18 protein-coding genes and 1 tRNA gene are annotated in these 24,543 nt (G+C 72.4%); 10 read left to right on the top strand and 9 right to left on the bottom strand.

Annotated features, from left to right (window positions below; all coding sequences use genetic code 11):
- Nucleotides 1-25 precede the first annotated feature (25 nt).
- Nucleotides 26-598 (top strand): hypothetical protein, encoded by a 573-nt coding sequence (locus tag BIU90_RS10170; RefSeq protein ID WP_071300106.1) that lies wholly within the window; start codon nucleotides 26-28, stop codon nucleotides 596-598.
- A gap of 115 nt (nucleotides 599-713) precedes the next feature.
- Here BIU90_RS10170 and BIU90_RS10165 read toward each other — a convergent pair whose 3' ends face one another.
- On the bottom strand, nucleotides 714-2,195 hold the full coding sequence (locus BIU90_RS10165) for a mannitol dehydrogenase family protein (RefSeq protein WP_071300105.1): 1,482 nt from the start codon (nucleotides 2,193-2,195) through the stop codon (nucleotides 714-716).
- A 113-nt stretch (nucleotides 2,196-2,308) separates the two neighbouring features.
- Here BIU90_RS10165 and BIU90_RS10160 point away from each other — a divergent pair, with 113 nt between their 5' ends.
- The 5 genes from BIU90_RS10160 (at nucleotide 2,309) to BIU90_RS10140 (ending at nucleotide 7,817) form a co-directional block, all read left to right on the top strand.
- Nucleotides 2,309-2,944 (top strand): TetR/AcrR family transcriptional regulator, encoded by a 636-nt coding sequence (locus BIU90_RS10160; protein ID WP_071300104.1) that lies wholly within the window; start codon nucleotides 2,309-2,311, stop codon nucleotides 2,942-2,944.
- 77 nt (nucleotides 2,945-3,021) lie between these two features.
- A complete protein-coding gene (locus BIU90_RS10155; protein WP_071300103.1) occupies nucleotides 3,022-5,697 on the top strand; it encodes an MMPL family transporter in 2,676 nt (891 codons plus the stop codon).
- 256 nt (nucleotides 5,698-5,953) lie between these two features.
- Nucleotides 5,954-6,397 (top strand): MarR family winged helix-turn-helix transcriptional regulator, encoded by a 444-nt coding sequence (locus BIU90_RS10150; protein ID WP_071300102.1) that lies wholly within the window; start codon nucleotides 5,954-5,956, stop codon nucleotides 6,395-6,397.
- Between the two features lie 60 nt (nucleotides 6,398-6,457).
- Nucleotides 6,458-6,670, top strand: coding sequence for a hypothetical protein (locus BIU90_RS10145; protein ID WP_071300101.1), 213 nt, complete (start codon nucleotides 6,458-6,460; stop codon nucleotides 6,668-6,670).
- 55 nt (nucleotides 6,671-6,725) lie between these two features.
- Nucleotides 6,726-7,817: an alkene reductase gene (locus BIU90_RS10140; RefSeq protein WP_071300100.1), complete on the top strand. Its 1,092-nt coding sequence runs from the start codon at nucleotides 6,726-6,728 to the stop codon at nucleotides 7,815-7,817.
- Nucleotides 7,818-7,984: 167 nt separating this feature from the next.
- Here the strand turns inward: BIU90_RS10140 and BIU90_RS10135 are convergent.
- From BIU90_RS10135 to BIU90_RS10125, 3 genes are all read right to left on the bottom strand, one after another.
- Nucleotides 7,985-8,057 (bottom strand) — tRNA-Arg (locus tag BIU90_RS10135).
- Nucleotides 8,058-8,152: 95 nt separating this feature from the next.
- Nucleotides 8,153-8,938, bottom strand: coding sequence for a dienelactone hydrolase family protein (locus BIU90_RS10130; RefSeq protein ID WP_071300099.1), 786 nt, complete (start codon nucleotides 8,936-8,938; stop codon nucleotides 8,153-8,155).
- Nucleotides 8,939-8,995: 57 nt separating this feature from the next.
- Nucleotides 8,996-10,417 (bottom strand): glucose-6-phosphate dehydrogenase, encoded by a 1,422-nt coding sequence (locus BIU90_RS10125; protein ID WP_071300098.1) that lies wholly within the window; start codon nucleotides 10,415-10,417, stop codon nucleotides 8,996-8,998.
- Nucleotides 10,418-10,502: 85 nt separating this feature from the next.
- Here BIU90_RS10125 and BIU90_RS10120 point away from each other — a divergent pair, with 85 nt between their 5' ends.
- Nucleotides 10,503-11,660 (top strand): Gfo/Idh/MocA family protein, encoded by a 1,158-nt coding sequence (locus tag BIU90_RS10120; protein ID WP_071300097.1) that lies wholly within the window; start codon nucleotides 10,503-10,505, stop codon nucleotides 11,658-11,660.
- 148 nt (nucleotides 11,661-11,808) lie between these two features.
- Complete coding sequence (locus BIU90_RS10115) at nucleotides 11,809-14,103, top strand: bifunctional UDP-sugar hydrolase/5'-nucleotidase (RefSeq protein ID WP_083403912.1); 2,295 nt, start codon at nucleotides 11,809-11,811, stop codon at nucleotides 14,101-14,103.
- A 494-nt stretch (nucleotides 14,104-14,597) separates the two neighbouring features.
- Here BIU90_RS10115 and BIU90_RS10110 read toward each other — a convergent pair whose 3' ends face one another.
- The 3 genes from BIU90_RS10110 to efeU are packed head-to-tail and all read right to left on the bottom strand — an operon-like array spanning nucleotide 14,598 to nucleotide 18,659.
- Nucleotides 14,598-15,863, bottom strand: a complete 1,266-nt coding sequence (locus BIU90_RS10110) for a Dyp-type peroxidase (protein ID WP_071300095.1) — start codon at nucleotides 15,861-15,863, stop codon at nucleotides 14,598-14,600.
- Nucleotides 15,860-17,083 (bottom strand): iron uptake system protein EfeO, encoded by a 1,224-nt coding sequence (gene efeO / locus BIU90_RS10105; RefSeq protein WP_071300094.1) that lies wholly within the window; start codon nucleotides 17,081-17,083, stop codon nucleotides 15,860-15,862. Before efeO ends, BIU90_RS10110 begins: the two co-directional genes overlap by 4 nt.
- Nucleotides 17,070-18,659 carry an iron uptake transporter permease EfeU gene (gene efeU, locus BIU90_RS10100; protein WP_071300093.1) on the bottom strand — a complete coding sequence of 530 codons (1,590 nt, stop codon included), beginning with the start codon at nucleotides 18,657-18,659 and terminating at the stop codon, nucleotides 17,070-17,072. The genes efeO and efeU overlap by 14 nt, the downstream gene beginning before the upstream one ends.
- Nucleotides 18,660-18,728: 69 nt before the next feature.
- On the opposite strand from efeU, the gene BIU90_RS10095 reads away from it, so the two are divergent.
- Both BIU90_RS10095 and BIU90_RS10090 read left to right on the top strand, forming a co-directional pair.
- The gene (locus BIU90_RS10095; protein ID WP_071300092.1) at nucleotides 18,729-19,490 is read left to right on the top strand and encodes a trimeric intracellular cation channel family protein; all 762 of its coding nucleotides are present in this window, start codon (nucleotides 18,729-18,731) and stop codon (nucleotides 19,488-19,490) included.
- Between the two features lie 412 nt (nucleotides 19,491-19,902).
- Nucleotides 19,903-20,556, top strand: coding sequence for a TetR/AcrR family transcriptional regulator (locus tag BIU90_RS10090; RefSeq protein WP_071300091.1), 654 nt, complete (start codon nucleotides 19,903-19,905; stop codon nucleotides 20,554-20,556).
- A gap of 328 nt (nucleotides 20,557-20,884) precedes the next feature.
- Here the strand turns inward: BIU90_RS10090 and BIU90_RS10085 are convergent, their stop codons facing one another.
- Both BIU90_RS10085 and BIU90_RS10080 read right to left on the bottom strand, forming a co-directional pair.
- A complete protein-coding gene (locus BIU90_RS10085) occupies nucleotides 20,885-23,341 on the bottom strand; it encodes a DUF3488 and transglutaminase-like domain-containing protein (protein ID WP_175470186.1) in 2,457 nt (818 codons plus the stop codon).
- Nucleotides 23,338-24,519: a DUF58 domain-containing protein gene (locus BIU90_RS10080; protein WP_071300089.1), complete on the bottom strand. Its 1,182-nt coding sequence runs from the start codon at nucleotides 24,517-24,519 to the stop codon at nucleotides 23,338-23,340. The genes BIU90_RS10085 and BIU90_RS10080 overlap by 4 nt, the downstream gene beginning before the upstream one ends.
- Between the last annotated feature and the right edge of the window lie 24 nt (nucleotides 24,520-24,543).

The following is a 24,543-nucleotide window of genomic DNA, read 5'->3' as shown; positions in this document are numbered from 1 at the left end:
GCTGACAGGCGGCTAGCCTCGCGGCATGCGCGCCTCGTCCCTCGCCGAGCGGATCGACACGCTGGTCACGGCCCTGACGACGGTCGTCCCCGGCAGTACCGCCGCGCTCCGCGGATCCCGTGCGGACGGCACCGACGACGTGTACAGCGACGTCGACCTGGCATGGGAGGTCGGGTCCCGCGGTGACGAGGCCCTGGCCGCACTGCCCGACGCGCTCCGGACGGTGGGACCGGTGGAGTCCCTCCGGCTCGACCCCGACGACACGGATCGCCGACTCGTCTTCGTCCGCTTCGCCGGGTGGACGCTGTTCGAACGGGTCGACCTCGAGGTGTCGGGCACCTTCGGCTCCGACCCGACATGGGTCCGCCCCTGGTCGACGGCGGAGAGCGCGCTCATGAACGCGGTCGCTGCGGTCAAGGCGGTCCGGCGCGGACACGGCGACGTCGACGGACTGCTCGCGCGTGGTGCCGCACGGGTCGGCGCGACCGCGCCGGTCGGCACCGCCGCCGAGCGGATCGCCGCCCTCGCCGAGGCTGCGGTCCGCGCCGACCCGACCCAGCGGGCGCTGGCGGCGCAGGTGCTCGCGCTGCTGCGGTGACGGGAGGCGCGGGGCGGGGTCCCCACGAGCCTCCCGTCCGGCGTCGCACCCCGTCACGGACATCGCACCCCGTCCCGACGGGGTGCGATGTCGGCAGCGGGGTGCGACGCGCGCACTACGAACGCGACAGGCGTTCCACCGTCGCGTGCGCGCCGTCGTCGATCAGCCCGTCGAGCGCGTCGCGGTACGCGGCGACGAACCGCTCGTCGTCGACCAGGTCGCCGAACACCTGCCGGTTCGCGATGAAGGCGAGCCGGTCGTCGCGCTGGGTCAGCGCGATGCGGTGGAGGGACTCGGCGAGGCGGTCGACGATCGTGATCGGCTCGCCGGACTCGTCCGTGCCCTCGTCGTACCGCGCCCACGACGCGACGATGCCGGCCGACAGCGTCACCGGCCCGCCCGACGCGAGGTTCGCACGGACGACGGGCAGCAGCCACTTCGGGATGCGGTCGCTCGACTCGGCGCAGAGCCGGGCCAGGGTGTCGCGGACCTCGGGGTTCTGGAAGCGCTCGATGAGTGTGGCCTTGTAGTCCTCGAGGTCGATGCCGGGGACGGGGTGCAGCGTCGGCGTGGCCTCCTCGTCCATGTAGCGGCGCAGGAACGTCGCGATGGCCGGGTCCTGCGTGGCCTCGTGCGCGTAGCGGTACCCGGACAGGTACCCGAAGTAACACAGGCCCTGGTGGCTGGCGTTCAGGAGCCGGAGCTTCATGAGCTCGTACGGCTCGACGTCCTCGACGAGCTGCACGTCGGCGTCCTCGTACGGCGGGCGACCGGCGGGGTGGTCGTCCTCGAGCACCCACTGGAAGAACGGCTCTGCGACGACGGGCCAGGCGTCCTCGATGCCCAGGTCGTCGCGGACCATCGCGCGGTCCTCGTCGGTCGTCACGGGCGTGATCCGGTCGACCATCGAGTTCGGGAAGTGCACGTGCTCGTCCATCCAGTCCGCGAACGACGGGTCCTGCAGCCGGGCGTAGGCGGTGAACATCGCGCGGGCGACGTGCCCGTTGCCCTGGATGTTGTCGCACGACATCACCGTGAAGGGCTCGACGCCGCGGTCCCGTCGCCGGCGCAGGGCCTCGACGACGAGCCCGAAGACGGTGTGCGGCGGCGCTTCCCCGGCCAGGTCGGCGACCACCCCCGGGTCGTCTTCGACGAACTTCCCCGTGACGTGGTCGAAGTTGTAGCCGCCCTCGGTGATGGTGAGGCTGACGATCTTCGTCTCCGGGTTCGCCATCTTCTCGACGACGGCGTCCGGGTCGTCCACCGCGAGCAGGTAGTCGACGATGCTGCCGATGACCCGAGGTTCGCGGGTGCCGTCGGCGTGCTTGAGCACGAGCGTGTACAGCCCGCCCTGCTCGCGCATCGTCTCGGCCATGCGCCGGTCCTGCTCGAGGACGCCGACACCGCAGATGCCGTACTCCCGCGCCGCACCCTGCTGCAGGAGCCGGTCGACGACCATCGCCTGGTGCGCCCGGTGGAAGCCGCCGACCCCGAAGTGCACGATTCCGGCCGTGATGCCCGCCCGGTCGTAGGTCGGGACGGCGACCCCGCTGGCGGCGATCGCGTCGAGGGTCTCCGGGGACAGGCGGACGGACATCGGTACTCCTTCGTACGGGCGTGGTCTGCTGTCAGTCAACCACCGGGGGACAAGCCTGAGCGTCCACCCCGGTTCGTTGCACCGAGTGCATCGATGCACTTAGTGTCTACGTCGTGACCCTGTCGATCGACCGTCGTGCCGCCCTCAAGGCGAAGCACCGTGCCGCGATCCTGCAGGCCGCGCGCGACCTGATCCAGGAACGCGGTGGCCGCGACTTCAGCGTCGACGACCTCGCCGCTCGCGCGGACATCGCCCGGCGGACGGTCTTCAACCACTTCTCCTCGCTCGACGAGGTCCTGCTGGCCGTGTGCGAGCAGGAGCTCTCGGTGATCATCGACCGCTTCCTGACCGACGTCGCCGCCACTCCGGTCGGCGACGGCAGCCGTGCGGCGATGTTCGACGAGCTGGAGTCCGCCGCGCGTGGGGCCGACCTCGCGCCGGCCATCGCCAGCATGTACCGGATCCTCGGCGAACCCGAGCGCGAGAACCAGAAGGCGGCCGTGCTCACCCAGACGGCCTTCACCAGGGTCACAGACCGGCTGCGCGCCGAGGTGGTCCGACGCCACCCGGGCGCCGACGAGCTCGACACCGCGCTGCTCGTCGAGTCGCTGATGAGCGGCATCGTCGTGATAGCCGAACACTGGCTCCGCACGACGGGCCCGCGGACCGACCAACCCGCCCTCGATGCCTGGGACGCCCTGCTCGCACGACTCGTGCACAGCGTCCGCAGCGGCTACATGGCCGCCTGACCTCCACACCTCCCAGGGGTCCGCCGCCGTGCCCCGCCCTCACCGCACCACCCTCTACGAAAGGAACGGGGCACCGCATGGCCGGTCTGCTCTACCGCCTCGGACGATTCTCCGCACGGCGGCACTGGCTCGTGATCATCGCCTGGATCGTGATCATGGGGATCGCGGGCGGCACGTACGCCCTGTTCGGCGGGAGCATCTCCTCGTCGATCACCATCCCCGGCACGAAGACCAGCCAGGTGCAGGACCTGCTCGCCGAGAAGTTCCCGAGCGCGAACGGCGGCTCGGGCTCGATCGTGTTCACGACGAAGGACGGCAAGGCCTTCTCGGACGCCCAGAAGACCGGCGTCGCCGACTTCCTGAAGGACGTCGAGAAGCTGCCCGACGTCAAGGGTGCGGTGAACGGGTTCTCGACCCAGCAGCAGCTCGACGAGCAGCGACAGAAGCTCGTCGACGGCCAGCAGCAGATCACCGACGGCCGCGCGCAGATCCAGTCGGGTCAGCAGCAGCTCGACGCGCAGAAGCAGCAGCTCGAGGACGGCAAGGCGAAGATCGCGGCCGCCCAGGCGCAGCTCGACGCACAGAAGCAGCAGGCGTCGGCGGGTGCGTCCGCCTCCGGCGCGGCGTCCTCCGGCGCGGCTGCACAGGCCGCGCAGGCGCAACTCACCCAGGCCCAGGCGCAGATCGACGCCCAGCAGGCGCAGATCACCGCGGGTGAGCAGCAGCTCACCGAGGCGCAGGCCACGATCGACGCGAACACGAAGAAGCTCGACAGCAGCGAGTCCGAACTGACGCAGGGCACGAAGCTGCTCGACCTGTCGAAGGACATCCGGTTCGTCTCGAAGGACGACAACAGCGCCATCGGCACGATCCAGTTCACGAAGTCGACGAACGAGGTCTCGCCGACCACGAAGACCGCGATCTCGGACAAGGCCGACGACGCGGGGATCGACGGCGTCGACGTGTACGTGTCGAACGACATCGCGCAGGGCGTCCCCTCGATCGTCGGGCCCGGCGAGGTCATCGGTCTGATCGTCGCGGCGATCGTGTTGTTCCTGATGCTCCGGACGGTCATCGGTGCTGCGATCCCGCTCGCCTCGGCCGTGCTCGGCGTCGGCATCGCCTCGCTCGCGGCGCTGTCCTTCTCGAGCCTGGTCGAGTTCATCTCGGTCACGCCGGTGCTCGGGGTGATGCTCGGCCTGGCGGTCGGCATCGACTACTCGCTGTTCATCCTGAACCGGCACCGGACGCAGCTGAAGGCCGGCATGCCGGTGCACGAGTCGATCGGCCTGGCGAACGGAACGTCGGGCAACGCCGTCGTCTTCGCCGGCGCCACCGTCATGGTCGCCCTGCTCGCGCTCAACATCACGGGCGTCCCGTTCCTGGGCCTGATGGGCACGGTCGGTGCGGTGGCGGTCTTCTTCGCGATCTGCATCGCCACGTCGTTCACCCCGGCGCTGCTGTCGGTGCTCGGCATGCGGATCCTGCGCAAGAAGGAGCGCGCCCGCATCGGCGACACCGGCTCGATCCGCGTCCCGAACACGCCGATGTCGACCTGGCGCGCGGTCCTCACGCTGGTCGCGGGCATCGTCGTGCTCGGCACGATCGCGCTCCCCGCCACGCAGATGCGCCTGGGACTGCCGACCGGTGCGTCCGAGAACGTCGATTCCAGCCAGTACAAGGCGTACAAGGCGCTCGACCGTGACTTCGGAGCCGGTCAGAACGGCCCGCTGCTCGTCGTCGCGACACTGCCCGGCGCCGTCAGCAAGGCCGACGTCACGGCCACCGAGGTGACGGTCGGCGAGGCGATCGCGAAGAACGCCGACGTCGACGCGGTCCTGCCGATCGGGACGTCGGGGTCGCGCGACATCGTCGCGTTCCAGGTGAAGCCGAGTGGCGGCCCGGACAGCGTCTCGACCGAGGAGCTGGTCAAGGACCTCCGCGCCCAGGACGTGTCCGTCGACGGCGGGAAGGCCACGCTCGGCGTCGCCGGCAACGCATCGGCCAACATCGACGTCTCGGAGAAGCTGGCGAACGTGCTGCCGCTCTACCTGGCGGTCGTCGTCGGGCTGTCGCTCATCATCCTGATCATCGTGTTCCGGTCGTTCCTGGTGCCGATCACGGCGACCGCGGGATTCATCCTGTCGGTGCTGGCGACCTTCGGCGGCCTGACGGCGATCTACCAGTGGGGCTGGTTCGGCAGCGTGTTCAACGTGCACGACCCCGCGCCGATCCTGAGCTTCCTGCCGATCATCGAGATCGGGATCCTGTTCGGGCTGGCGATGGACTACCAGCTGTTCCTGGTGTCGGGCATGCGCGAGGCCTACGCCCACGGCGCCAGCGCGAAGGTCGCCGTCCAGCGCGGCCTGCACGCCGGGCGCGCGGTGGTCACGGCAGCGGCGATCATCATGATCTCGGTGTTCGCGGGCTTCATCTTCTCGGACTCCTCGACCATCCAGCCGATCGGCTTCGGGCTGGCGTTCGGCGTGCTCGTCGACGCGTTCGTGGTGCGGATGCTGCTCATCCCGTCCGCGATGCACCTGCTCGGCGAGAGCGCGTGGTGGTTCCCGAAGTGGCTCGACCGGATCGTGCCGGACGTCGACGTCGAGGGCGCCAAGCTCGAGCGCGCGCACCCGTCGGACGGCGGTCACGCGATGCCGCGCGAGGAGACGCACACGGGGAGCCACGCGCTGCCCGTCGCGCCGGACGCCCCCACGCACGGCTCGGGGCACGCACCCGCCCACCGCGCGTAGCGCGGGGGCGCGACCCCGCTCGCCGCGCGGAACGACAAGACCGCTGTCGTACGACAGCGGTCTTGTCGTTCCGGCCGGCGGGGCCGCCCCACATGCCGGCACCGCGACACATCCGATGTCGTACGACGTCGGATCTGTCGCGAGCGCACCACCGCACCCGCCTGGAGGCCCGGTGCCGGTCCACGAGACCGGCACCGGGCCTCCAGGCGGTTCGGGACCAGGGCGACGGTTCGTGCACGAACGGTACGCTGGCCCCATGGCCACGACCGACCTCGACCCACTCGCCCTCGACCGGCAGCTCTGCTTCGCCCTGGCCGCGACGAGCCGGAGCGTCATCGGGCTGTACCGCGACCTGCTCGAACCGATGGGCCTGACGCACCCGCAGTACCTCGTGATGCTCGCGCTGTGGGAGCACGACCCACGATCGGTGCGGGAGATCGCCGCCGAGCTGCGCCTGGAGTCCGCCACCCTGAGCCCACTGCTGAAGCGCCTCGAGGCCTCCGGCTACGTCCGACGCACCCGCAGCACCACGGACGAACGGCAACTCGCGGTGACGCTGACGACGGCCGGGCGAGCCCTGCGCGAGCGTGCCCGGACGGTGCCCGTGACGATCGCCGAGCGGTTGGGGTGGCCACTGGCGCGGCTCGAGGCCCTCAAGGACGAGCTCAGCGAACTGCTCGCGGTCGTCGACACCGCGTGATTCCCGCACCGCGCCTTCGTTCGTGCAATAATGATGAGTGCACGAACGAAAGGCAGGACGATGGGCCGCTTCTCCGACTGGTACGCCCGCTGGAACACGACGCTGATCGAGAAGATGGGGCCGTCGCAGATCGGCGCCGGGCACGCCGAGGGCATCGACGACCGCACGGTCGACCGCGCCTGCCCGATCTGCCACAAGGAACTCTCGCGGCACCAGGTGATCCGCCCCGAGGGCCAGGTCCGGTCCTCGACGCTGGTGTGCCCGCGCGACTGACCGTCCGGTTCCCGAACGCGGGAATTGCCCTCCGCAACACGGCGTTGCACCCCGCGTGAAGCTCTTCGAACCCACCTCCTTCGGCGCCCTGCAGCTGTCGAACCGCATCGTCATGGCCCCGCTCACGCGTACCCGCGCCGGTGAGCACGGCATCCCGAACGACCTGCTCGTCGAGCACTACCGCCAGCGTGCGGGCCTCGGGATGATCATCACCGAGGGCACCTGGCCCGTGCAGGAAGGCCGCTCCTACCCCGGGCAGCCCGGCATCGAGACCGACGAGCAGATCGCCGGCTGGCGCCGCGTCGCCGACGCCGTGCACGCCGAGGGCGGCACGATCGTGATGCAGCTCATGCACGGCGGCCGCGTCTCGCACCCGTCGATCTCCGCCACCCCGCGCATCGTCGGCCCGTCCGCGATCGCCGCACCGGGACAGACCCACCTGGCGGACGGCTCGAAGGCGGACATGCCGGTCCCCCACGGGCTGACCACCGACGAGGTCGCGCAGGCCGTGCAGGGCTTCGCCCAGGCCGCGCGTAACGCCATCGCCGCCGGCATCGACGGCGTCGAGGTCCACGGCGCGAACGGCTACCTGGTCCACGAGTTCATGTCCCCGGTGTCGAACACCCGCACCGACCAGTACGGCGGCTCCCCAGAGAACCGCGCGCGCTTCGCGATCGAGGTCGTCACGGCCGTCGCCGAGGCCGTCGGCGCCGACCGCACGGGCATCCGCCTGTCGCCCGAGCACGGCATCCAGGGCGTCATCGAGGACGACGCAGCGGACGTCCGCGCGACCTACACCGCCATCGCCGAGGGCATCGCGCCGCTCGGGATCGCCTTCGTCGACGTCCTGCACGCCGAGCCGACGGGCGACCTCGTGCAGCACGTCCGTCGCACCGCGGGTGCCCCGTTCATCGTGAACTCCGGCTTCTCGTCGCTGACCACCCGTGACGAGGCCGTCGCCCTCCTGGACGCGGACCAGGCCGACGCCGTCGCCGTGGGTCGCCTGGCGATCGCGAACCCGGACCTCGCGCACCGCTGGGAGCGCGACACGGAGCTCAACGAGCCCCGCCCGGAGCTGTTCTACGGCACGACCGCCGAGGGCTACACGGACTACCCGACGCTGGCCGAGGTGCGCGCGATGGCGTAGTACCCGACCCAGGTCGGACGGGAGGCCCGTGGCGGATCCGCCACGGGCCTCCCGTCTGTCTGCGGCCGGCCTGCACGGCCGGCGCCTCCGAGGATGCGGAACGACCGGGAAACGACGAAGGCCCCGGCGTGATCCGCCAGGGCCTTCGTCGTTGTGTTCTGTGTCTGTGCGCTCGAAGGGACTCGAACCCCCAACCTTCTGATCCGTAGTCAGATGCTCTATCCATTGAGCTACGAGCGCGTGGCCACCGAAGCGGCCGTGGAAGACTCTACAACAGGTGCGGCCCGCAGCGCCAATCGAGCAGCGCCACGGGCCGGGGTCGGCGTGTCGTCGGGTCAGACGGTGGCGAGCTCCTCGCCGAACACCTCGGCGAGGAACACCTGGAGCGCCTGCCACGACCGACGGTCCGCCCGCTCCTGGTACTGCGCACCGTGGTCCGGGGCGTCGGTGCCGGGCACGGCGAACGCGTGCATCGCGCCGCTGTAGGACACGAGCTGCCAGTCGAGTTCCGGCACCGCGCGCATCTCGTCCTCCCATGCCTGGACCGCCTCGTCCGGCACGACAGGGTCGACCGCGCCGGTCAGCACGAGCAGCTTCGCCCGGATGGCCTGGGCATCGGACGGGTCGTGAGCGATGAGCCCGCCGTGGAAGGAGACGGCGCCGGCCAGGTCGGCCCCGGTCCGGGCCAGTTCCAGCGCCGCGGAGCCACCGAAGCAGTAGCCCATCACGACGATGCGCGAGTGGTCGACGTCGGGGTCGGCGCGCAGCCGGTCGAGACCCGCCTCCACGCGCGCCCGCATGAGGGGCAGGTCCTGGTAGTACGAGCCAGCGACCTGGGCGGCGGTGTCGTCGCCGGGACGGACGCCCTCGCCGTAGACGTCGGCGCCGAAGGCCACGTAGCCCAGGCGCGCGAGCATCGTGACGCGGGCCTCGACGTGCTCGTTCACCCCGTGCCAGTCGTGGATGACGAGCACGGCGGGGCGCGGGCCCGAGACGGCAGCGTCCTTCGCCAGGACCCCGAGGAGCGCCGTGCCCTCGTGGTCGTAGCGGACGGGCTCGACACGGATGTCGGCCCCGGCGGGCTCGGGGACGGTCTGCAGGACGTCGTCGATCGTGGTCATGCCCCGGACGCTACGCCCGCCGACCCGAGCGACGGCTCGCCCGGGGGACGGAGGCGTTCAGCAGTCGATGTTGTCCCACCCGTCGGGTCCCTCGGAGCCGGCGGCGTAGTCGTCGAGGTCCACGGTGCCGGCCTTCCACGCGGACAGGAAGGGCTCGACGACCTTCCAGCCCTGCACGGCGCTGTCCCCGCGCACCGAGAGCGTCGCGTCCCCCTCGAGCACGCCGGCCAGGACCTCGCCGTACGCGCTGAGCCGCCCGGGGTTGAAGGTCGTCTCGAGCACGGTGTGGTCGATCGTGTACGGGTCGCCCGGGCCGTTGACGTTGAGCTCGAGGTCCATCTTGTCCGGGGCGATCCAGATCCGGAGCCGGTCGGGGCGCTGCACGCCGCTCAGCCCGTCCGGCACGTGCGGGGAGTCCTTGAACGTGATGACGATCTCGCGCCGCTGCTCGCCGAGCGCCTTGCCGGAGCGGAGTGTGAAGGGCACCCCGGCCCAGCGCCAGTTCGCGATCTCGAGCCGGATCTGCGCGAGCGTCTCGGTGCCGATCGACGGGTCGACGCCGTCTTCGTCGACGTAGGACGGCATCGAGCGGTCCCCCACCGTGCCGGCCGTGTACCGGGCACGGCGCCCGGCGGTGAGCGGGTCCCCGCCCCACGGTCGGACCGCCCGCAGCACGAGTTCCTTCTGCGTGCGGAGGTCGTCCGCGTCGATCGAGGCGGGGGCTTCCATCGCCACGACGGCCATGACCTGCAGCAGGTGGCTCTGGATCATGTCGACCAGGGCGCCGGCCTTGTCGTAGTAGCGCGCACGGCCCTCGAGCCCGAGGGTCTCGTCGTAGACGATGTCCACGCGTTCGACGTGCGCACTCGACAGCAGCGGCTCGACGATGCGGTTCGCGAAGCGCAGGCCGAGCAGGTTGAGGACGGTGGAACGGCCGAGGAAGTGGTCGACGCGGTGGATGCGCTCCTCGGGCAGGAACGAGTGCAGCAGGTCGTTGAGGTGCTCGGCACTGGCGGCGTCGGTGCCGAAGGGCTTCTCGAGCGCCAGGCGGGTCCCCGTGGGCAGGTCGAGGTCCTTGAGCACGGCGCAGCTCTTCTCGGTGACGGCCGGCGGCAGCGCGAAGTACACGGCCGGGTCGTGGTGGCAGTCGCCGAGCAACACCTTCAGGTCGTCCGCGTCGGTGACGTCGGCCTTGCGGTAGGTCGAGGCGTCGACGACGTCCTGCAGCCGACCCGGGAGCGGCCCGTGGCCGGAGGCCCCCTCGTCCTCCTCGTTGATGGACGCCTGTGCGTCCTGGAACGCGTCGTGCACGAGCTGCTTCCAGTCGTCGGGCGCGATGTCCTCGACCCCGGCGCCGACGAGCTGGACGTCCCAGCCCTGTTTCACCTCCAACAGGGTCGCCAGGCCGGGCAGCAGCAGGCGCTTGGAGAGGTCGCCGCTGGCGCCGAGGATGAGCAGTGTGGTCTGGAGGCTCGCCATGCCCCAGACCGTACCCACCGGTTCCGGTGCACGGACGGCCGGTTCCAATACTGTGGAGGACGACGCACGGCGCGAGGGAGCACCCATGACGAGCGAGGACACCGGACGACGACTGCGCGTCGTCGTGGTCGGCACGGGCATGATCGCCGCCGTGCACGTGCGCGCCGCCAGGGCCGCGGGGGCCGACGTGCTCGGCATCCTCGGCCGCACCGCCGAGCGGTCCGCCCAGGTCGCCGCACAGCTGGACCTGCCCCGCGGCTACGCCTCGCTCGACGAGGTGATCGCCGACGCCCCCGACGTGGTGCACGTCTGCACGCCGAACGACCAGCACCATCCCCAGGCACTCGCCGTGATCCGCGCGGGCATCAACGTCGTGTGCGAGAAGCCCCTCGCGGTCTCGAGCGAGCAGGCCGGCGAGCTCGAACGCGCCGCCGCCGAGGCCGGGGTCGTCGCCACCGTGCCGTTCGTCTACCGCTTCCACCCGATGGTGCGCGAGGTCCGGACGCGCATCGCCGACGGGGACCTGGGGCGGCTGCTCGCCGTCCACGGCCACTACCTGCAGGACTGGATGCTCGACGAGGACTCGTCGTCATGGCGGGTCGACGCCGGCTCCGGCGGCCTGTCGCGGGCCTTCGCCGACATCGGCTCGCACTGGTGCGACCTGGTCGAGTTCGTCATCGGCGAGCCCTTCCGGTCCGTCAGCGCCGCGACCGACATCGTCTACCCGACCCGGCCGGCGGCGTCGGGTCCGTCGTTCTCCGGGTCGCCCGACCCGGACCCGATCGCCGACGCCGACACCCGTGCCGAGGTCACGACCGAGGACACCGCCGTCGCGACGTTCCGCACCGAGCAGGGCCGGATCGGCAACGTCGTCATCTCGCAGGTCGCCGCCGGTCGCAAGAACCGGCTCTGGTTCGAGGTCGACGGCACCCGGGGGTCCGCCGCCTTCGACCAGGAGCAGCCCGAGTCCGCGTGGTTCGGCAACGACACCGGCGCGCAGATCGTCGTGCGGGACCCGGCACAGGGCTCCCCCGACCAGCGGCGCCTGGCGATCGTGCCGGCCGGGCACCCGCAGGGGTACCTCGACGCGTTCGCCGCCTTCGTCGTCGACACCTACACCGCGGTCCGCACCGGGGTCGCGCCCGACGGGTTGCCGACCTTCGCCGACGGCGCACGGTCCGCCCGGGTCATCGACGCCGTGGTCGCCAGCGCCGCCGACGGCAGGTGGGGTGCGATCGCCTGACCGCTCGCTGGAGACGGACTGGAGGCCCGGTGCAGGTGACCGGGTCCGGTCACTTGCACCGCGCCTCCCGTCCGTCATGTGAACAACTCGTGACGTGTGCGGCCGGACCCTGGCGGGTTGTCTGTGGGTCCTCCTAGGTTCGGTGACGATGAACACGAAACCGACCTCCCGACGGCGCGGCATCGCAGCCGGAGCCGCCCTGGCCACCGCCGGCGTCCTCGTCGCCCTGTCCGTCCCCTCCGCCGCCACCGCGGCCGAGGGCGACACGACGATCGACATCTACGACGTCAACGACTTCCACGGACGCATCGCGCAGTCCATCAGCACGCCGACCGCGCGTGCCGGTGACGCCGCGGGCGCCGCCGTGCTCGCGGGGGCGCTCAAGCAGCTCCGCGGGGACGACCCCACCAGATCGGCATTCGTGAGCGCGGGCGACAACATCGGCGCCTCGACGTTCGAGTCCTTCATCCAGAAGGACCAGCCGACGATCGACGTGCTCAACGCGATGGACCTGTCCGTCAGCGCGATCGGCAACCACGAGCTCGACGGCGGGCGCTCCGACCTGCAGGACCGCGTCATCGGGCCCGACGGTGCCCGGAACGCGAAGTGGGACTACATCTCCGCGAACATCATCGACACCACGACGGGCCAGCCCGCGTTCAAGCCGTACTCGGTCAAGGAGATCAGCGGCAAGCAGGTCGGCTTCATCGGCGCGACCGTCGACCTGACCGGACTCGTCAGCCCCGACGGCATCTCGACGCTGCGGATGGCCGACATCACCTCGTCCGTGAACGCCGTCGCCGCGCAGCTCAAGGACGGCAACCCGGACAACGGCGAGGCCGACGCGCTCGTGCTCATCGTGCACGACGGCGCCGAGACCAGCGCGGTCAGCGACCTGTCCGGCGACAGTGCCTTCGCCAAGGCCGTGCGTGGCGTGACCCCGGACGTGTCCGCGATCCTGTCCGGACACACCCACCAGACCTACGTGCACAACGTCGTCCCGACCGGTGGCACGGTGCCGCGTCCGGTGATCCAGACCGGGTCGTACGGCTTCAACCTCGGACACCTGCAGCTCACGGTCGCCGCTGACGGCGCCGTGACCGCGACGGGCGACAACATCCCGCTGATCTCCGGTACCACGGGTGCGTTCGCGCCGGACGCCGGGGTCGCCGCCACCGTCAGCGCAGCGGTCACCAAGGCCGACGAACTCGGTGCCGTCGAGCTCGGGACGACCGACGTCGACATGCGCCGCGCGGTGCAGACGAACGGCAGCGAGAACCGCGGTGGCGAGTCCACGCTCGGCAACTTCGTCGCCGAGGTCCAGCGCAGCGCCACCGAGGCGCGCCAGGGGGCCCAGATCGCCTTCATGAACCCGGGTGGCCTGCGTGCCGACCTGGCGGGCGGACCGGTCACCTACAAGGAAGCCGCCGTCGTCCAGCCGTTCGCGAACACCCTGGTCGTCCTCGACCTGACGGGCGCTCAGATCGAGCAGGCGCTCGAACAGCAGTGGCAGCCGGCCGGTCTGACCCGTCCGTTCCTGAAGCTCGGCGTCTCGGAGGGCTTCTCCTACACGTACGACCCGAAGGCCGCGAGTGGGTCGCACATCACCTCGATGACGCTGAACGGTGCACCGATCGACCCCGCGACCACGTACAAGGTCACGGTCAACTCGTTCCTGGCGTCCGGTGGCGACAACTTCACCGCCTTCACCAGCGCCGCCGCCAAGCAGGACAGCGGCACGGTCGACCTCGAGGCCCAGGTCGCCTACTTCCAGGCACAGAAGGACCGCATCGTCGCCGACGACCAGCGCTCGGTCGGCGTGCAGATGACGCCGACGCCCGCGGGCGGGTTCCAGCCGGGCGACGCGATCCACATGGACCTGTCCTCGCTGGTGTTCAGCAGCGCGGCGGGCCAGCCCACGACGGTCTCGGTCAGTGCCGGTGACCAGGTGCTCGCGACGGCGGACATCGACCCGACGATCGTCGACACCACGGACGAGCAGGGTCGGGCGTCGCTCGACTTCACCGTCCCGACCACGACGGCGGCTGCTCCGGCTGCTCGTGCCGCCGACGTGTCCACGCTGGCCGATGTGACCGCCGCTGCGACGACGGACGAGCCGCTCGTGGTGACCGTCGGCAGCGCGCGCATCGTGCTCCCCGTGACCGTCCCGCTCGCGGTGGCGGTCGACCCGGGTGACCCGGGCACCGACCCCGGGACCGACCCGGGCACCGGTCCGGTCGCCGGTGGTGGTGCTGGTGACGGCGCCGGTGCTGGTGCTGGTGGTGTCGTCGGTGCTGGTGCATCGGGGACCACCCCGCGCGGCGCGGGCAACCTGGCCTACACGGGTGCCGAGCTCGCCGCTCCGGCCCTCGTCGCCGGGCTGCTGCTGCTCGCCGGCATCACCGCGATGGTGGTCGCTCGTCGCCGTCGCGCTCGCGCCTGAGGCCTGACTCCTCGCAACGCCCCCGTCCGTCCGGACACCGTGCACGTCGCACGGTGCCCGACGGGTCGGGGGCGTGGTGCGTCCTGCGTCCTGTCCTTCGCGCTGGGGTTCAGGGTCCGGGGTCCGGCGTCCGGCGTCCGGCGTCCGCTCCGGGCGTATCCGTTCGCGGCCGATCCCTGTCGTTCTGCGGGTACGGCGGGTAACCTCGGCCCTGTCGCCCCGCGACGCGCCACGCTGGGTCGCCTCTCTTCGCGAGCGGTGGTTCCGTTTCGCGTGACTCCGTGGCGCGGGTGTCCTCCGTCTCCAGGGAAACGGCGGAGGACACCCATCCACACTCCCCCGTGCCCGCTGTGCCCGCCGACGTCGCACAACGCGCCGTCCGCGGGTCGCCGAGGTCGCACGAACTGCCGCCCGTGGCGCCGGCGGGCGACACTTCGTGCGACCTCGGCGGAACTGAGCGGCGTGTTGTGCGCCCGCGCTGACGCCCGCGCGGGTCAGCGGAAGAGCTGCTCGCCGATGTACGACCCTGCGCGGGGCGCCGGCGGCACCGCGAACACCGCGGACCCGATGTGGGCGATGTACTCGTTGAGCCGGTCGACCGCGCCGAGCCGCCGCTGGATCCGGGTGAAGTGCTCCGGGTCGTTCATGTACGCCGCGAAGAACAACCCCGCGTCGAGCTGCCCGTACTGGTTCAGCCCGTCCGTGTAGTTGTAGCCCCGGCGCAGGATCTTCACGCCGTCGTTGTTCTCGTGCGCCGCCAGGGCCACGTGCGACCGCGGGTCGATCGCGGTGCCGCCGCCCGACGCCGCCGCCGCGTGGAAGTCCGGCGTCGCGTGCTCGGACCCGCCGGACAGCGGCCCGCCCTCGATCTTCGTCCGGCCGAACACCCGCTGCTGGTCGCTCACGACGTCCGCGTCCCAGATCTCGATGTTCATCTGGACCTTGCGCACGACCTGGTACGTCCCGCCGGCCATCCACCCCGCGTCGTCGTCGAGCCAGACGAACTCGTCGTAGTCCGCGTCGGTGGTGATGTTGCGGGTGCCGTCCTTGAAGCCCATCAGGTTGCGCGGGGTCGTCTGCGACGGTCCGGCCGACGCGCGCCCGAACCCGAGCACGGTCCAGCGGACGGTCGCGGTGCCCCGGGCGATCCGCGCCAGGTCCCGCACCGCGTGGTACGCCACCTGCGGGTCGTCGGCACACGCCTGGAGCGACAGGTCACCGCCGGTGAGGCCGTCCTGCAGCCGGTCGCTCGGCAGCGCCGGGATCGCCGCGAGTGACGCGGGCCGCGAGGACGCCAACCCGAAGCGCTCGTCGAACACCCCGGGGCCGAGGCCGACCGTCACCGTCAGGGACGCCGGGCCGAGGTCGAGCGCCTCGCCGGTGTCCGCGCCGACGCCGTCACCGTGGGCGGGCTCGACGGAGCCGACGGTCTTGCCCGCCTGCAGCTGGGCGATCGAGGCCGACCAGCGGGCGAGCAGCACCTGCAGGTCCGTCGTGACCGAGGTCGACAGGTCGAACGTCATGAACACGCAGTAGCGCTGCGGGTCGGTCCGGATGCCACCCTGCGGCTGCCGGGCGGCGGTCGCGTAGAACGGGTGCGCCAGCGACAGGTCGATCGACTCGTCGCCGTTCGCCGCCGCACTGAACGGGTCGACGCCCGTGGCCGCGGTGGCACCGGCGACACCGGCCGCGGCGCCGACGCCCGCACCGGCCGCCGCGAGTCCGGCCCCGAACAGCCCGCGCCTGGAGACCCCGCTCACGCGGTGGCGACCTTCTCGGCCAGGCGGGACAGCGGGTCCTGCAGCGCTTGGACCTGCTGCGAGATCGCGTTCGCGTGCTCGGCCTTCGTCGCGTCGGTCCAGCTGTCGAACCCGCCGAGGTCGCCGGCGTTCCGGAAGCCGTCCATCAGCGTGTTCGTCTGGTCGAACTGCGTGCTGATCTGCTTGGTCAGCGTCGGGTCGGTCTTCGTCAGCCCCGGCTTGAGGTAGGCGAAGGCCTGTCGCGCACCCTCGACGTTCGCCGCGAGGTCGACCAGGTCGATGTGGCTGTAGGCCTCTTCCTCGCCGGAGATCTTGTTCGACTGGACCTCCTCGAGCAGGCCGGCGGCACCGTTCGCCAGGTCCTCGGGCTTGTAGTCCAGCGTCGGCACGAGCTTGGCGAGCAGTTCGACGTTCGCGGTCAGGTCGGACGCGGTCTTCTTCGTGGCGTCGGTGATCGCGCCGCCCTCGAACAGGTCGCGCTCGACGGCGTGGAACCCGCTCCAGCCGACCTCGGGGTCGAGGTTCGACGCGCGCATGTCGATCAGGTAGTCCAGGTTGCCGGCGTTGTCGGTGGCCTTGAAGCCCTTCTTGACGAAGCCGTCGACGTCGCTCTCGACGTGCTCGTAGTACGGGCGGGCGTCGGCGTAGTCCTTCTTGGCAGCGTCGAGGTCACCGGCGTCGACGTCCTTCTGCAGCTGCTGGACCGCGGTCACCATGTCGCCGACCTGGGCGTCGACGTAGTCGCCGTAGCCCTTCGCGCCCTGCTGCAGGAGCGTCGAGGCGCTGCTGTTCGCGCTCGACGCGGCCTTGCCGGTGACGGTGAAGTCGGTGAGCTCGGTGTCGGCTCCGGGGCAGTACACCTGGTACTTCCCGCCGCCGAGCGTGCTGGTGAACGACACTGCGGCCAGACCCGGCGCGAGGTTCTCCTTCTCGCCGAAGATGCGCTGGTCCTGCAGGAGTTCGACCTCGGTGATCGCGGTCGAGGACTCGTTCTTCACGGTGAACGTGACGGGTCCGGCGGGGACCTTCGTGGTCGACACCGCGCACTTGTCCGAGCCGTCGTTCGTCAGCGTGATCGAGACCCGCGCGACCTTGCCGGGGGTGGCGTCGTCCGTCCCGGACGACGGGGTGGCTGCGCACCCGGTCAGGGCCAGGGCGGTGACGACGCCGAGGCCGCCCAACACGGTCAGGGGTCGGACGGTGCGCTCAACGAACTGCATGGGCGGTGCTCCTTGTCGGGTCCCCGGCGGGCGGTCCGCGGGCAGGGACGGGTACGGGGTCGTGCTGCGTCGGCCTCGCCAGACGGCGACGGTCGCGCAGGGCGAGGGCGAGCTGGACGGCGGCCGCGACGCCGAGGGCGATCGGCAACCAGGCCTTCCAGAGCGCGAGTTCGACGGTGCGGCGTTCCGCGGCCGCCACGGCGGCGGCGGTCCGTTGGACCCGGGCGTCCGGGACGGCGAAGACGGTGCGGTCGACCGATGTGGTGCGCGCGGACGGGAGGCCCCCACCACGCAGCGTGAGCACCGAGCGTTGGTCGCTGGTCGCGTCCAGGACCCCACCACCAGCCGTCCAGAGCGTCGTCGTCGTCGACACCGACCAGGTGGCTCGGAACGGGCCGGGGTTCGTGGAGGGCGAGATGCCGACGGGGATGCGGCCGAAGATCCCGACCAGGTCGTCGAGCGTCAGCGAGGCGGGCTCGCCGTCGGTGCCGTCGTCGCGGGTCGCGCGCCAGCGGTCGGCCGCGATCCCGGCGCGGGTGACGCTGCGGTGGGTCGATGCCGGGAAGTCCACCCGGGCCTCCCGGCCGTGGCCCGTGGTCGTGAGGACCGCGCTCGCCCCGTCGACCTGTGCCGTGGCGGACGTGGCGTCCCCCGTCACCGCGACGGCGTCCGGGACCCGCACGCCGCCGGTCGGCACCGCGATCGCCAGCACGGCGGCAGCGACTGCGAGGGTCGCGGCGATCCCACCGCGGACGGCGGGGACGCGCGCGGGGGTCGGGCGCCACGCGCGCGGCCACAGGGAGATCGCCAGGACGGGGACGACGTAGAGGACCCAGCCGAGCACCTCGATGACCCGCGGGTCCGGCGGGATGCCGAGCACCCCGGTGACCAGGGCGCCCTGGACGGAGCCGTTCGGCGCGAGCCAGCGCAGGTCGAGCGTGGGCTGCTGTCCGATGACGATCCAGCCGGCCTCGTGCGCCCGACGGATCACGGTCAGCACCAGGCCCGCGGCGACGAAGACCAGGAAGACGCCGGTGCCGGTGAAGAACCTGCCCAGGTCGAGCCGCACGCCGCCGGTGTAGATGCCCCACCCGACGGCGACCGCCACGGCGATGCCGACGACCGCGCCGAGGGCGGCGAGTCCGGTGTCGCTCGAGGCCTGGAACGTGGCGAGGAGGAAGACCGACGTCTCGAAGCCCTCCTTCAGGACGGCGAGGAACGCCATGCCGGCGAGCGCCCACGCGGTGCCACGGCCGAGCGCTTCGGCGGCGCTGGACTCGAGCTCGCGGGTGAGGTGCCGCGCGTGGGTGCGCATCCAGACGATCATCCCGGTGACGAAGACGACCGCGACGATGCCGATCACCGCCTCCATGCCCTCCTGCTGGGCCTGCGGCAGCGCCTGCTCGACGGCCTGCAGCCCGAAGCCGACGGCGATGCTCAGGGCGACGGCGATCCCGACGCCGGTCCACATCGGCGCCAGCGGTGCGCGGTTGCGGCGCAGGAACGCGGCGATGATGCCGACGATGAGCGTGGCTTCGAGGCCTTCGCGGAGACCGATGACGAGGGTGGCAAGCATGACGAAGGGAAGGCTACCCTTACCTCAGTGCTCCCGTCGACCTCGGTGGCGTGGGGTTTGATGGTTCTCATGAACTTCCTCTCGGCGGACGGGCTGGCCGCCGTCACGAACGTGCTCGACCTGGCCGGGGTGTTCGCGTCCGCGCTGCTCGGTGGCGCGGTGGCCCGGTCGATGGACCTCGACCTGTTCGGGTTCCTGGTCGTGGGGTTCGTCTCGGGTCTCGGCGGTGGCATGCTCCGTGACGTCCTGCTGCAGAACGGGCCGCCCGTCGCGCTGACCGATCCGCTGTACGTGCCGGTCGCCGTCGCCGGGGCACTCGTCGCCTTCCTCGTGTCGTTCTCCGAACGCGGGTGGGACCGCCTCTTCACGTTCCTGGACGCCGCGGTGATCGGGTTCTGGGCGGTGGTCGGGGTGCAGCGGACGTTCGACGCCGGACTCGAGTGGCCCGCGGCGATCATCATGGGGACGATCACCGCGGTGGGCGGCGGGGTGGGGCGTGACCTGCTGCTGCGCCGCGTGCCGGCGGTGTTCGGCGGGAACGCGCTCTACGCGTCCGTGGCCGTCGCCGCCTCGGCGGTGATGGTCGTCGCGTCGGCGCTCGGCTCCCCCACGATCGGGATCGTCGCCGCCGTGGTGCTGTCGCTCGTGCTCCGCTGGGGTGCGGTGCGGTGGGGCTGGGGGCTGCCGAACGGCCGCGAGTGGCAGCCGCAGTCGACGCTCGCCTCGTTGCTGCGTCGGGGTCGCGGGCTCCGGCCCGATGCCGTCCGGTTGCTGCGACGTCCGGGGCGTCGGACCGGTGCCGGCAGCGTGCACACCGACGACGAGCACTGACGGTCGGGCCTCCTCGGTCGGCGGTCACCCTGCCCCCACGCCGGACGCGGTGACCGGCACGCCCGGCCGTTGTCCCGATCACGTCGCCACCCTTCCGTGAGCGGGCCTCGCGGTCTACCATCGAAACCGCCGGGTATCGAATGCTCGGCGTACCTCATCCCGGCGTCGTCCTGCATGCACGCAGGACCCGGTGCGACACCGACGCGACCCGAACGCGGCGGTACCGGTCGGAACGACACGGGGTGTGCAGCCACTGGGGGCTCCACCGCACCGCGCGTGGTCAGACGCGCGGCGCGGGAGGTTCCCGGGGCCGCGCCGCACCGACGCGGACGTACCGATCGACCACCACGTCCGCCCACGCCCGCCACTGCCCGTTCCCTGCGGTCAGGGGCACCGTCTGAAGCAGGACCAGATGAGCGACGACGCCTCTCCCGACGACCGCCCGCCGACCGGGACGACCGTGACCGGGCCCACGACGACGGGCCCGACCCGGATGCCCCGCGCCGAGGTCCGGGAGCGCCTGCTCACCGCGGGCGCCGACGCCTTCGCCGAGCAGGGCGTCCACGAGGCACGGCTCGACGACGTCGCTGCCCGCGCCGGGTTCAGCAAGGGCGCCGTCTACTCGAACTTCTCGTCGAAGGAGGACCTGGTCGCCCAGGTCATGCAGCGCGCGACGAACCTGGTGCTCGGTGCGCTCGACGACCTGGTGCACGCCGACATCGCCACGACCGACATCGGCGACGTGGTCCGGACGGCGTTCGGGCGGCACGACCAGAGCGCCCAGTTCGCGCTGCTGTCGGAGTTCCGTGGGTACGCGATCCGGCACCCGGAGTTCATGCCCGAGTTCGTCCGGGCACGGCGGGTGCTTCAGGAGGGCGTCGAGCGGCTCGTGCGGCTGTGGTTCGAGGCGCATCCGGAGGTCGACCCGGGGATGCCCCTCGGCGTCCTGTCCCAGGCGCTCATCGCGACGAACGTCGGCCTGGTGTTCGACTCCCCCGCGCTGCCGGACACCGAGCCCGGCGAGGTCGTGGCCGCCCTCGTCGAGGCCGTCATCCGCCGCCGCTGAGCGCGGCCGCGCCGCCGCGCCGGCCCGGGGCGCCGCACCGCCGCCGCGCGCCGCACCGTGCGAGTTCATCGGCTCCGTGCCCCGCAACGACACCGCACCACCCGACTCTCGCGGCACCACCGAACAGACCCGCACCACGCCGCCGCTGGCGCACGGTGCGACGCGCGTCAGCTGCCGAGCAATCCCGTGCAGCCGTGACGGCCCCGTGCGGGGCACCAACGTCGTACCACTCGGACGAACCCGCACGGGGCGCGGGGCGCGGCGGGGCGCGGCAGGGCGGCGGTGCGCGGCGGGGCGCGCAGCGCGGCCGCGCGGCCGCGGCCGCGCGCTACGCGGGCCGGCGGCGCCGGCCCTCGGGGGACCAGGCGGACGACGGCGTCAGGCTCGGCGGGAGCAGGCGGGAGCGCAACCGCGTCGGCAGGGCGACGGACGCGTCGAGGGCGACCCGGGCCTCCCGGACGACGGCGACCAGCCGTGCACCGTCAGCGCCACCACCCGCAGCGCCACCACCCGCACCGCCCGCGCCCGGAGCGGCGTAGCGCTCCAGGTCGATGGCGTCGACGACGGTCTCCAGGTGCGCGACCACCGTCGGCGGCACGGAGGCACGCAGCCGTCCCAGCACCGCACGCGCGGTGCGGGCTGCCGCGGCGGCGTCCCCCGGCGGTGCGAGCCCCGGCGCGTAGCCGTGGTCGGCCACGTCGTCCAGCAGCTCGCGCCACGCGGTGGCAGCCGGGGACCTGCCGGCGGCGATCGCGGTCAGGCGCGCTCGACGACGTACCCCGCGCACGGCGGCCGGGGCGACGAGCACCGCCAGCGCGACCAGGATCCCGACCAACAGCCCCCACGGACCCGAGCCGCCGTCACCGCGTGCGGCTGCGGCACCGGCTTCGGCGGACGCGGTGGGGGTCGGCGTGGCCGCGGTCGACGGCGCGGCCTGGTCGGGTGCCGGCAGCGGTGTCTCGGGGGTGGCGGCAGTCGGCGTCGTCGAGGGCTGCGGGTCCGTCGTGGCGGCCGCGTCGGAGTCCGGGGTCGGCTCGAAGGCCACCCACCCGGCGCCCTTGATGTAGAGCTCCGGCCACGAGTGGAGCTGCCGGTTCGAGACGGTGTACTCGCCGTCCTCCGCCGTGCCGCCGGCCCGGTACCCGACCGCGATGCGCGACGGGATCCCGAGCGTGCGGGCCATCACGGCCATGGCGGACGAGAAGTGCACGCAGTAGCCCTCGCGGACCTGCAGGAACTTCGCGACGACGTCCATGCTGTCGCCGTCGTAGCCCTGCTGGACCGGGGCGGTCTCCGAGTACGTGAACAGGTCGCTGCGGAACCACTGCTCGAGCGCGCGGGCCTGCTCGTACTGGGTGGACGCCCCGCCCGCGACCCGCTCGGCCGTCGCCGCGATGCTCTTCGGCAGGTCCTTCGGCAGCACCCGGTCCGTGCGGAGTTCGGCGGCGGTCGGGGTGGGCCAGCCCTGCCCGTCGAAGCGCGCCAGGCGGCCGGAGGCGTCGACGGCGTCGAGGTAGGCGTTGGCGAAGGTCGACGCGCCGTAGACCTCGTAGGTGGCGCCGCGGCGGGTGGCGGGCCCGGTCGACCGCACGGTGTTCGAGCTGCCCATCCAGCGCCACTGGTTCAGCTCGAGGTTCGTCGACTGCGACTCGATCGACACCGCACCCGCGGGCACCGGCAGGTAGTTGCTCGACAGGCCGGTGATCCGCACGGTGACGTCGCCGCGGCTGGCCAGGCGCGGGTTGATGCCGACCGCCCACTGCTGCTGGTCGGCCGTCGGGGCGTTGCTGGCGTCCGTGACCGTCGGTACCCAGTCACCCGAGCCGAAGTCGTCGAGGTCGGCGAGCTTGAGGTACTCGGGCTGCCCGTCCGAGGTGCGGTAGCGGAAGACCTCGAGCTCGTTCGGTCGCCGCAGGTCCTGGCCGAGGTTCAGCAGCGTGCCGGGACGCCCGGGCTGGATGGGCGACTGGATCGCCCCCGTGACGCCGGACAGCCAGCTGGCGTTCAGCGGCACGATCGAGGGCAGGCCGACCGCCACGACGAGGGCGATCGCGCCGACCACGGTGGCCGGCAGCGCGCGTTGCACCGGCCGGACCGACAGCCAGAGGAGCGCCAGGAACGCCAGCCCGGTGACGACGACCAGGCCGGTGCTCGCCGGGGTGCCCGTCACGACGCCGGGCACGATCAGGATCACGAGGGCGGGGGCGGCCGCCAGCGCTGCAGCGGGGGCGACGGTCGCCAGGAAGATCGAGGTGGCCGCGACCCAGGCGATGGCGACGGTGACCACCAGGCGGATGGCGTCGGTCTGGGGCAACGGCGCGGGGTTCAGCCGGATGGCAGCGATCGTCTGCCCGAGGGCACCGTCCCCGTCGATCCACCCGAGTGGCTGGATGTCGTTGACCAGGGCCGCGGCGCAGGAGCTCGCGATCAGGGTCGCGACGAGGGCGACGAAGCGCACACCGGCGGGCCGACGTCGGACGGCCAGCACCACCCCGACGAGCACCACGACGATCAGGACCGCGGAGGTCCACCAGGCGATGCCCTGCACGAGCGGGCGGAACGCCAACGCGGCGATGAGCACGGGGGCCGGGGCGAGGGCGACGACCCAGGTGGAGGGGCCGCGCGCCGGGTCCTCCCGCTCGAGGATCTCGCGGACGTCAGCACGGCGGCGGTCGCCGGCACCGGCGCCACCGGAGCCGGGGCCGGGGCCGGGGCCCTGACGGTCAGAGCCGGAGCCACGGCGGCCGGGGCCGCCCGGCCGGGCACCCGTGTCGTGCGCGGTCATCGTGTCACTCCGGTCCCGGGGACGGACACGACGAGCGTCCGCCACCCCCCGCGGTCGAGGATGCCCCGGACGACGGGCTCCGGCGGCACGATCGTCGCGAGGATCCCGCGGCTGGACCCGCTCGTCGAGGACACGAGTTCCGCGGCCTGCTCGGCGGTGCAGTGGCCGGTCACGACCGCCGTCATGCCGTGGACGTCACGCCCACGCACCTCGGGCAGGACGTCGGTGACCGCGCGGGCGTCGCTCCGGACCTGCACGTCCGCCAGGCCGACCAGCACGTCGGTCAGTCCGCCGGCGTCCCCGGTGTGTCGAGTGGCCCCGCCGAGGTCGTCGGTCACGAGGACCACGCGCGAGGTCCGCGCCGCCAGCGCCCGGGCGACGCTGGCCGCGACGACGACCGCGTGCTCGAACGCCTGGTCGCCGCCCAGGTCGGAGAGCTCGGCGAGGTCGTCGCGCCCGAGCCGCTGGTACGACTCGCGGCGGAGGTCGAGTGCGATCACGGCCTCGGGCGGCTGGGCCTGGGTGGTCTGTCGGACGTGGAGCTCACCGCGCCGGGCACTCTGGCCCCAGTGCACGCGGCGGATCGGGTCGCCCGGTCGGTACGGCCGCAGTTCACTGTCGTCGGCCGATCCGCCCTGACCGACACGGCCCTCGTCGGCGGAGACGGCCCCGGCGAGCGCACCGGTGTCCATCGCGGACAGCGGGGTGGACGCGGGGACCACGACGACCTCTTCGGCGGCGACGACGGGGCGGTCGATGCGGAGCAGCCCGAACGGGTCCTCGACGCGGATGGTCACCGGGCCGACGGCAGTGCGACCGCGGTGCATCGCGAGGGCCTCGACCTCGAACACGGCGGGCGGCACGGCGGGTCCGACCTCCACGTACGCCTCGGCTTCGGACACGCTGGCGAAGGCGTCGTCGAGCTGTTCGCGGACGAGCAGCGTCGAGCGCGGTGCGAAGGTCACCGTGGAGCCGCGCAGGGTGATCCGCTCCCGGTACACCTCGCCGACCTGCACCATCGCCCGCGGTGCCGTCCGGTTCCCACGGAGCGGCGCCGCCACCAGGTACGCCATGGCGAAGCCCAGCACGACCAGGACCAGCAGCAGGAGCCCCGCCGAGACGGCGACGCTCGTGGTGGCGACGAGCCCGCCCCCGACCAGGCCGATGCCGACCGCCACGACGGTCCAGCCGCGCGCGGTGGG

The organism is Curtobacterium sp. MCBA15_001, from assembly GCF_001864835.1.
In the GTDB taxonomy this organism is placed as follows: Bacteria; Actinomycetota; Actinomycetes; order Actinomycetales; family Microbacteriaceae; genus Curtobacterium.
Note: the sequence above shows the minus strand (reverse complement) of the source record. Positions and strands in the feature narration are given on the sequence as shown.

Bases quoted from the DNA above. Each gene is read 5' to 3' on its own strand.
- BIU90_RS10170 (WP_071300106.1), top strand. From the start codon at position 26: ATGCGCGCCTCGTCCCTCGCCGAGCGGATCGACACGCTGGTCACGGCC.
- BIU90_RS10165 (WP_071300105.1), bottom strand. From the start codon at position 2,195: ATGTCCGTCCGCCTGTCCCCGGAGACCCTCGACGCGATCGCCGCCAGC.
- BIU90_RS10155 (WP_071300103.1), top strand. From the start codon at position 3,022: ATGGCCGGTCTGCTCTACCGCCTCGGACGATTCTCCGCACGGCGGCAC.
- BIU90_RS10150 (WP_071300102.1), top strand. From the start codon at position 5,954: ATGGCCACGACCGACCTCGACCCACTCGCCCTCGACCGGCAGCTCTGC.
- BIU90_RS10145 (WP_071300101.1), top strand. From the start codon at position 6,458: ATGGGCCGCTTCTCCGACTGGTACGCCCGCTGGAACACGACGCTGATC.
- BIU90_RS10130 (WP_071300099.1), bottom strand. From the start codon at position 8,938: ATGACCACGATCGACGACGTCCTGCAGACCGTCCCCGAGCCCGCCGGG.
- BIU90_RS10125 (WP_071300098.1), bottom strand. From the start codon at position 10,417: ATGGCGAGCCTCCAGACCACACTGCTCATCCTCGGCGCCAGCGGCGAC.
- BIU90_RS10120 (WP_071300097.1), top strand. From the start codon at position 10,503: ATGACGAGCGAGGACACCGGACGACGACTGCGCGTCGTCGTGGTCGGC.
- BIU90_RS10115 (WP_083403912.1), top strand. From the start codon at position 11,809: ATGAACACGAAACCGACCTCCCGACGGCGCGGCATCGCAGCCGGAGCC.
- efeO (WP_071300094.1), bottom strand. From the start codon at position 17,083: ATGCAGTTCGTTGAGCGCACCGTCCGACCCCTGACCGTGTTGGGCGGC.
- efeU (WP_071300093.1), bottom strand. From the start codon at position 18,659: ATGCTTGCCACCCTCGTCATCGGTCTCCGCGAAGGCCTCGAAGCCACG.
- BIU90_RS10095 (WP_071300092.1), top strand. From the start codon at position 18,729: ATGAACTTCCTCTCGGCGGACGGGCTGGCCGCCGTCACGAACGTGCTC.
- BIU90_RS10090 (WP_071300091.1), top strand. From the start codon at position 19,903: ATGAGCGACGACGCCTCTCCCGACGACCGCCCGCCGACCGGGACGACC.
- BIU90_RS10085 (WP_175470186.1), bottom strand. From the start codon at position 23,341: ATGACCGCGCACGACACGGGTGCCCGGCCGGGCGGCCCCGGCCGCCGT.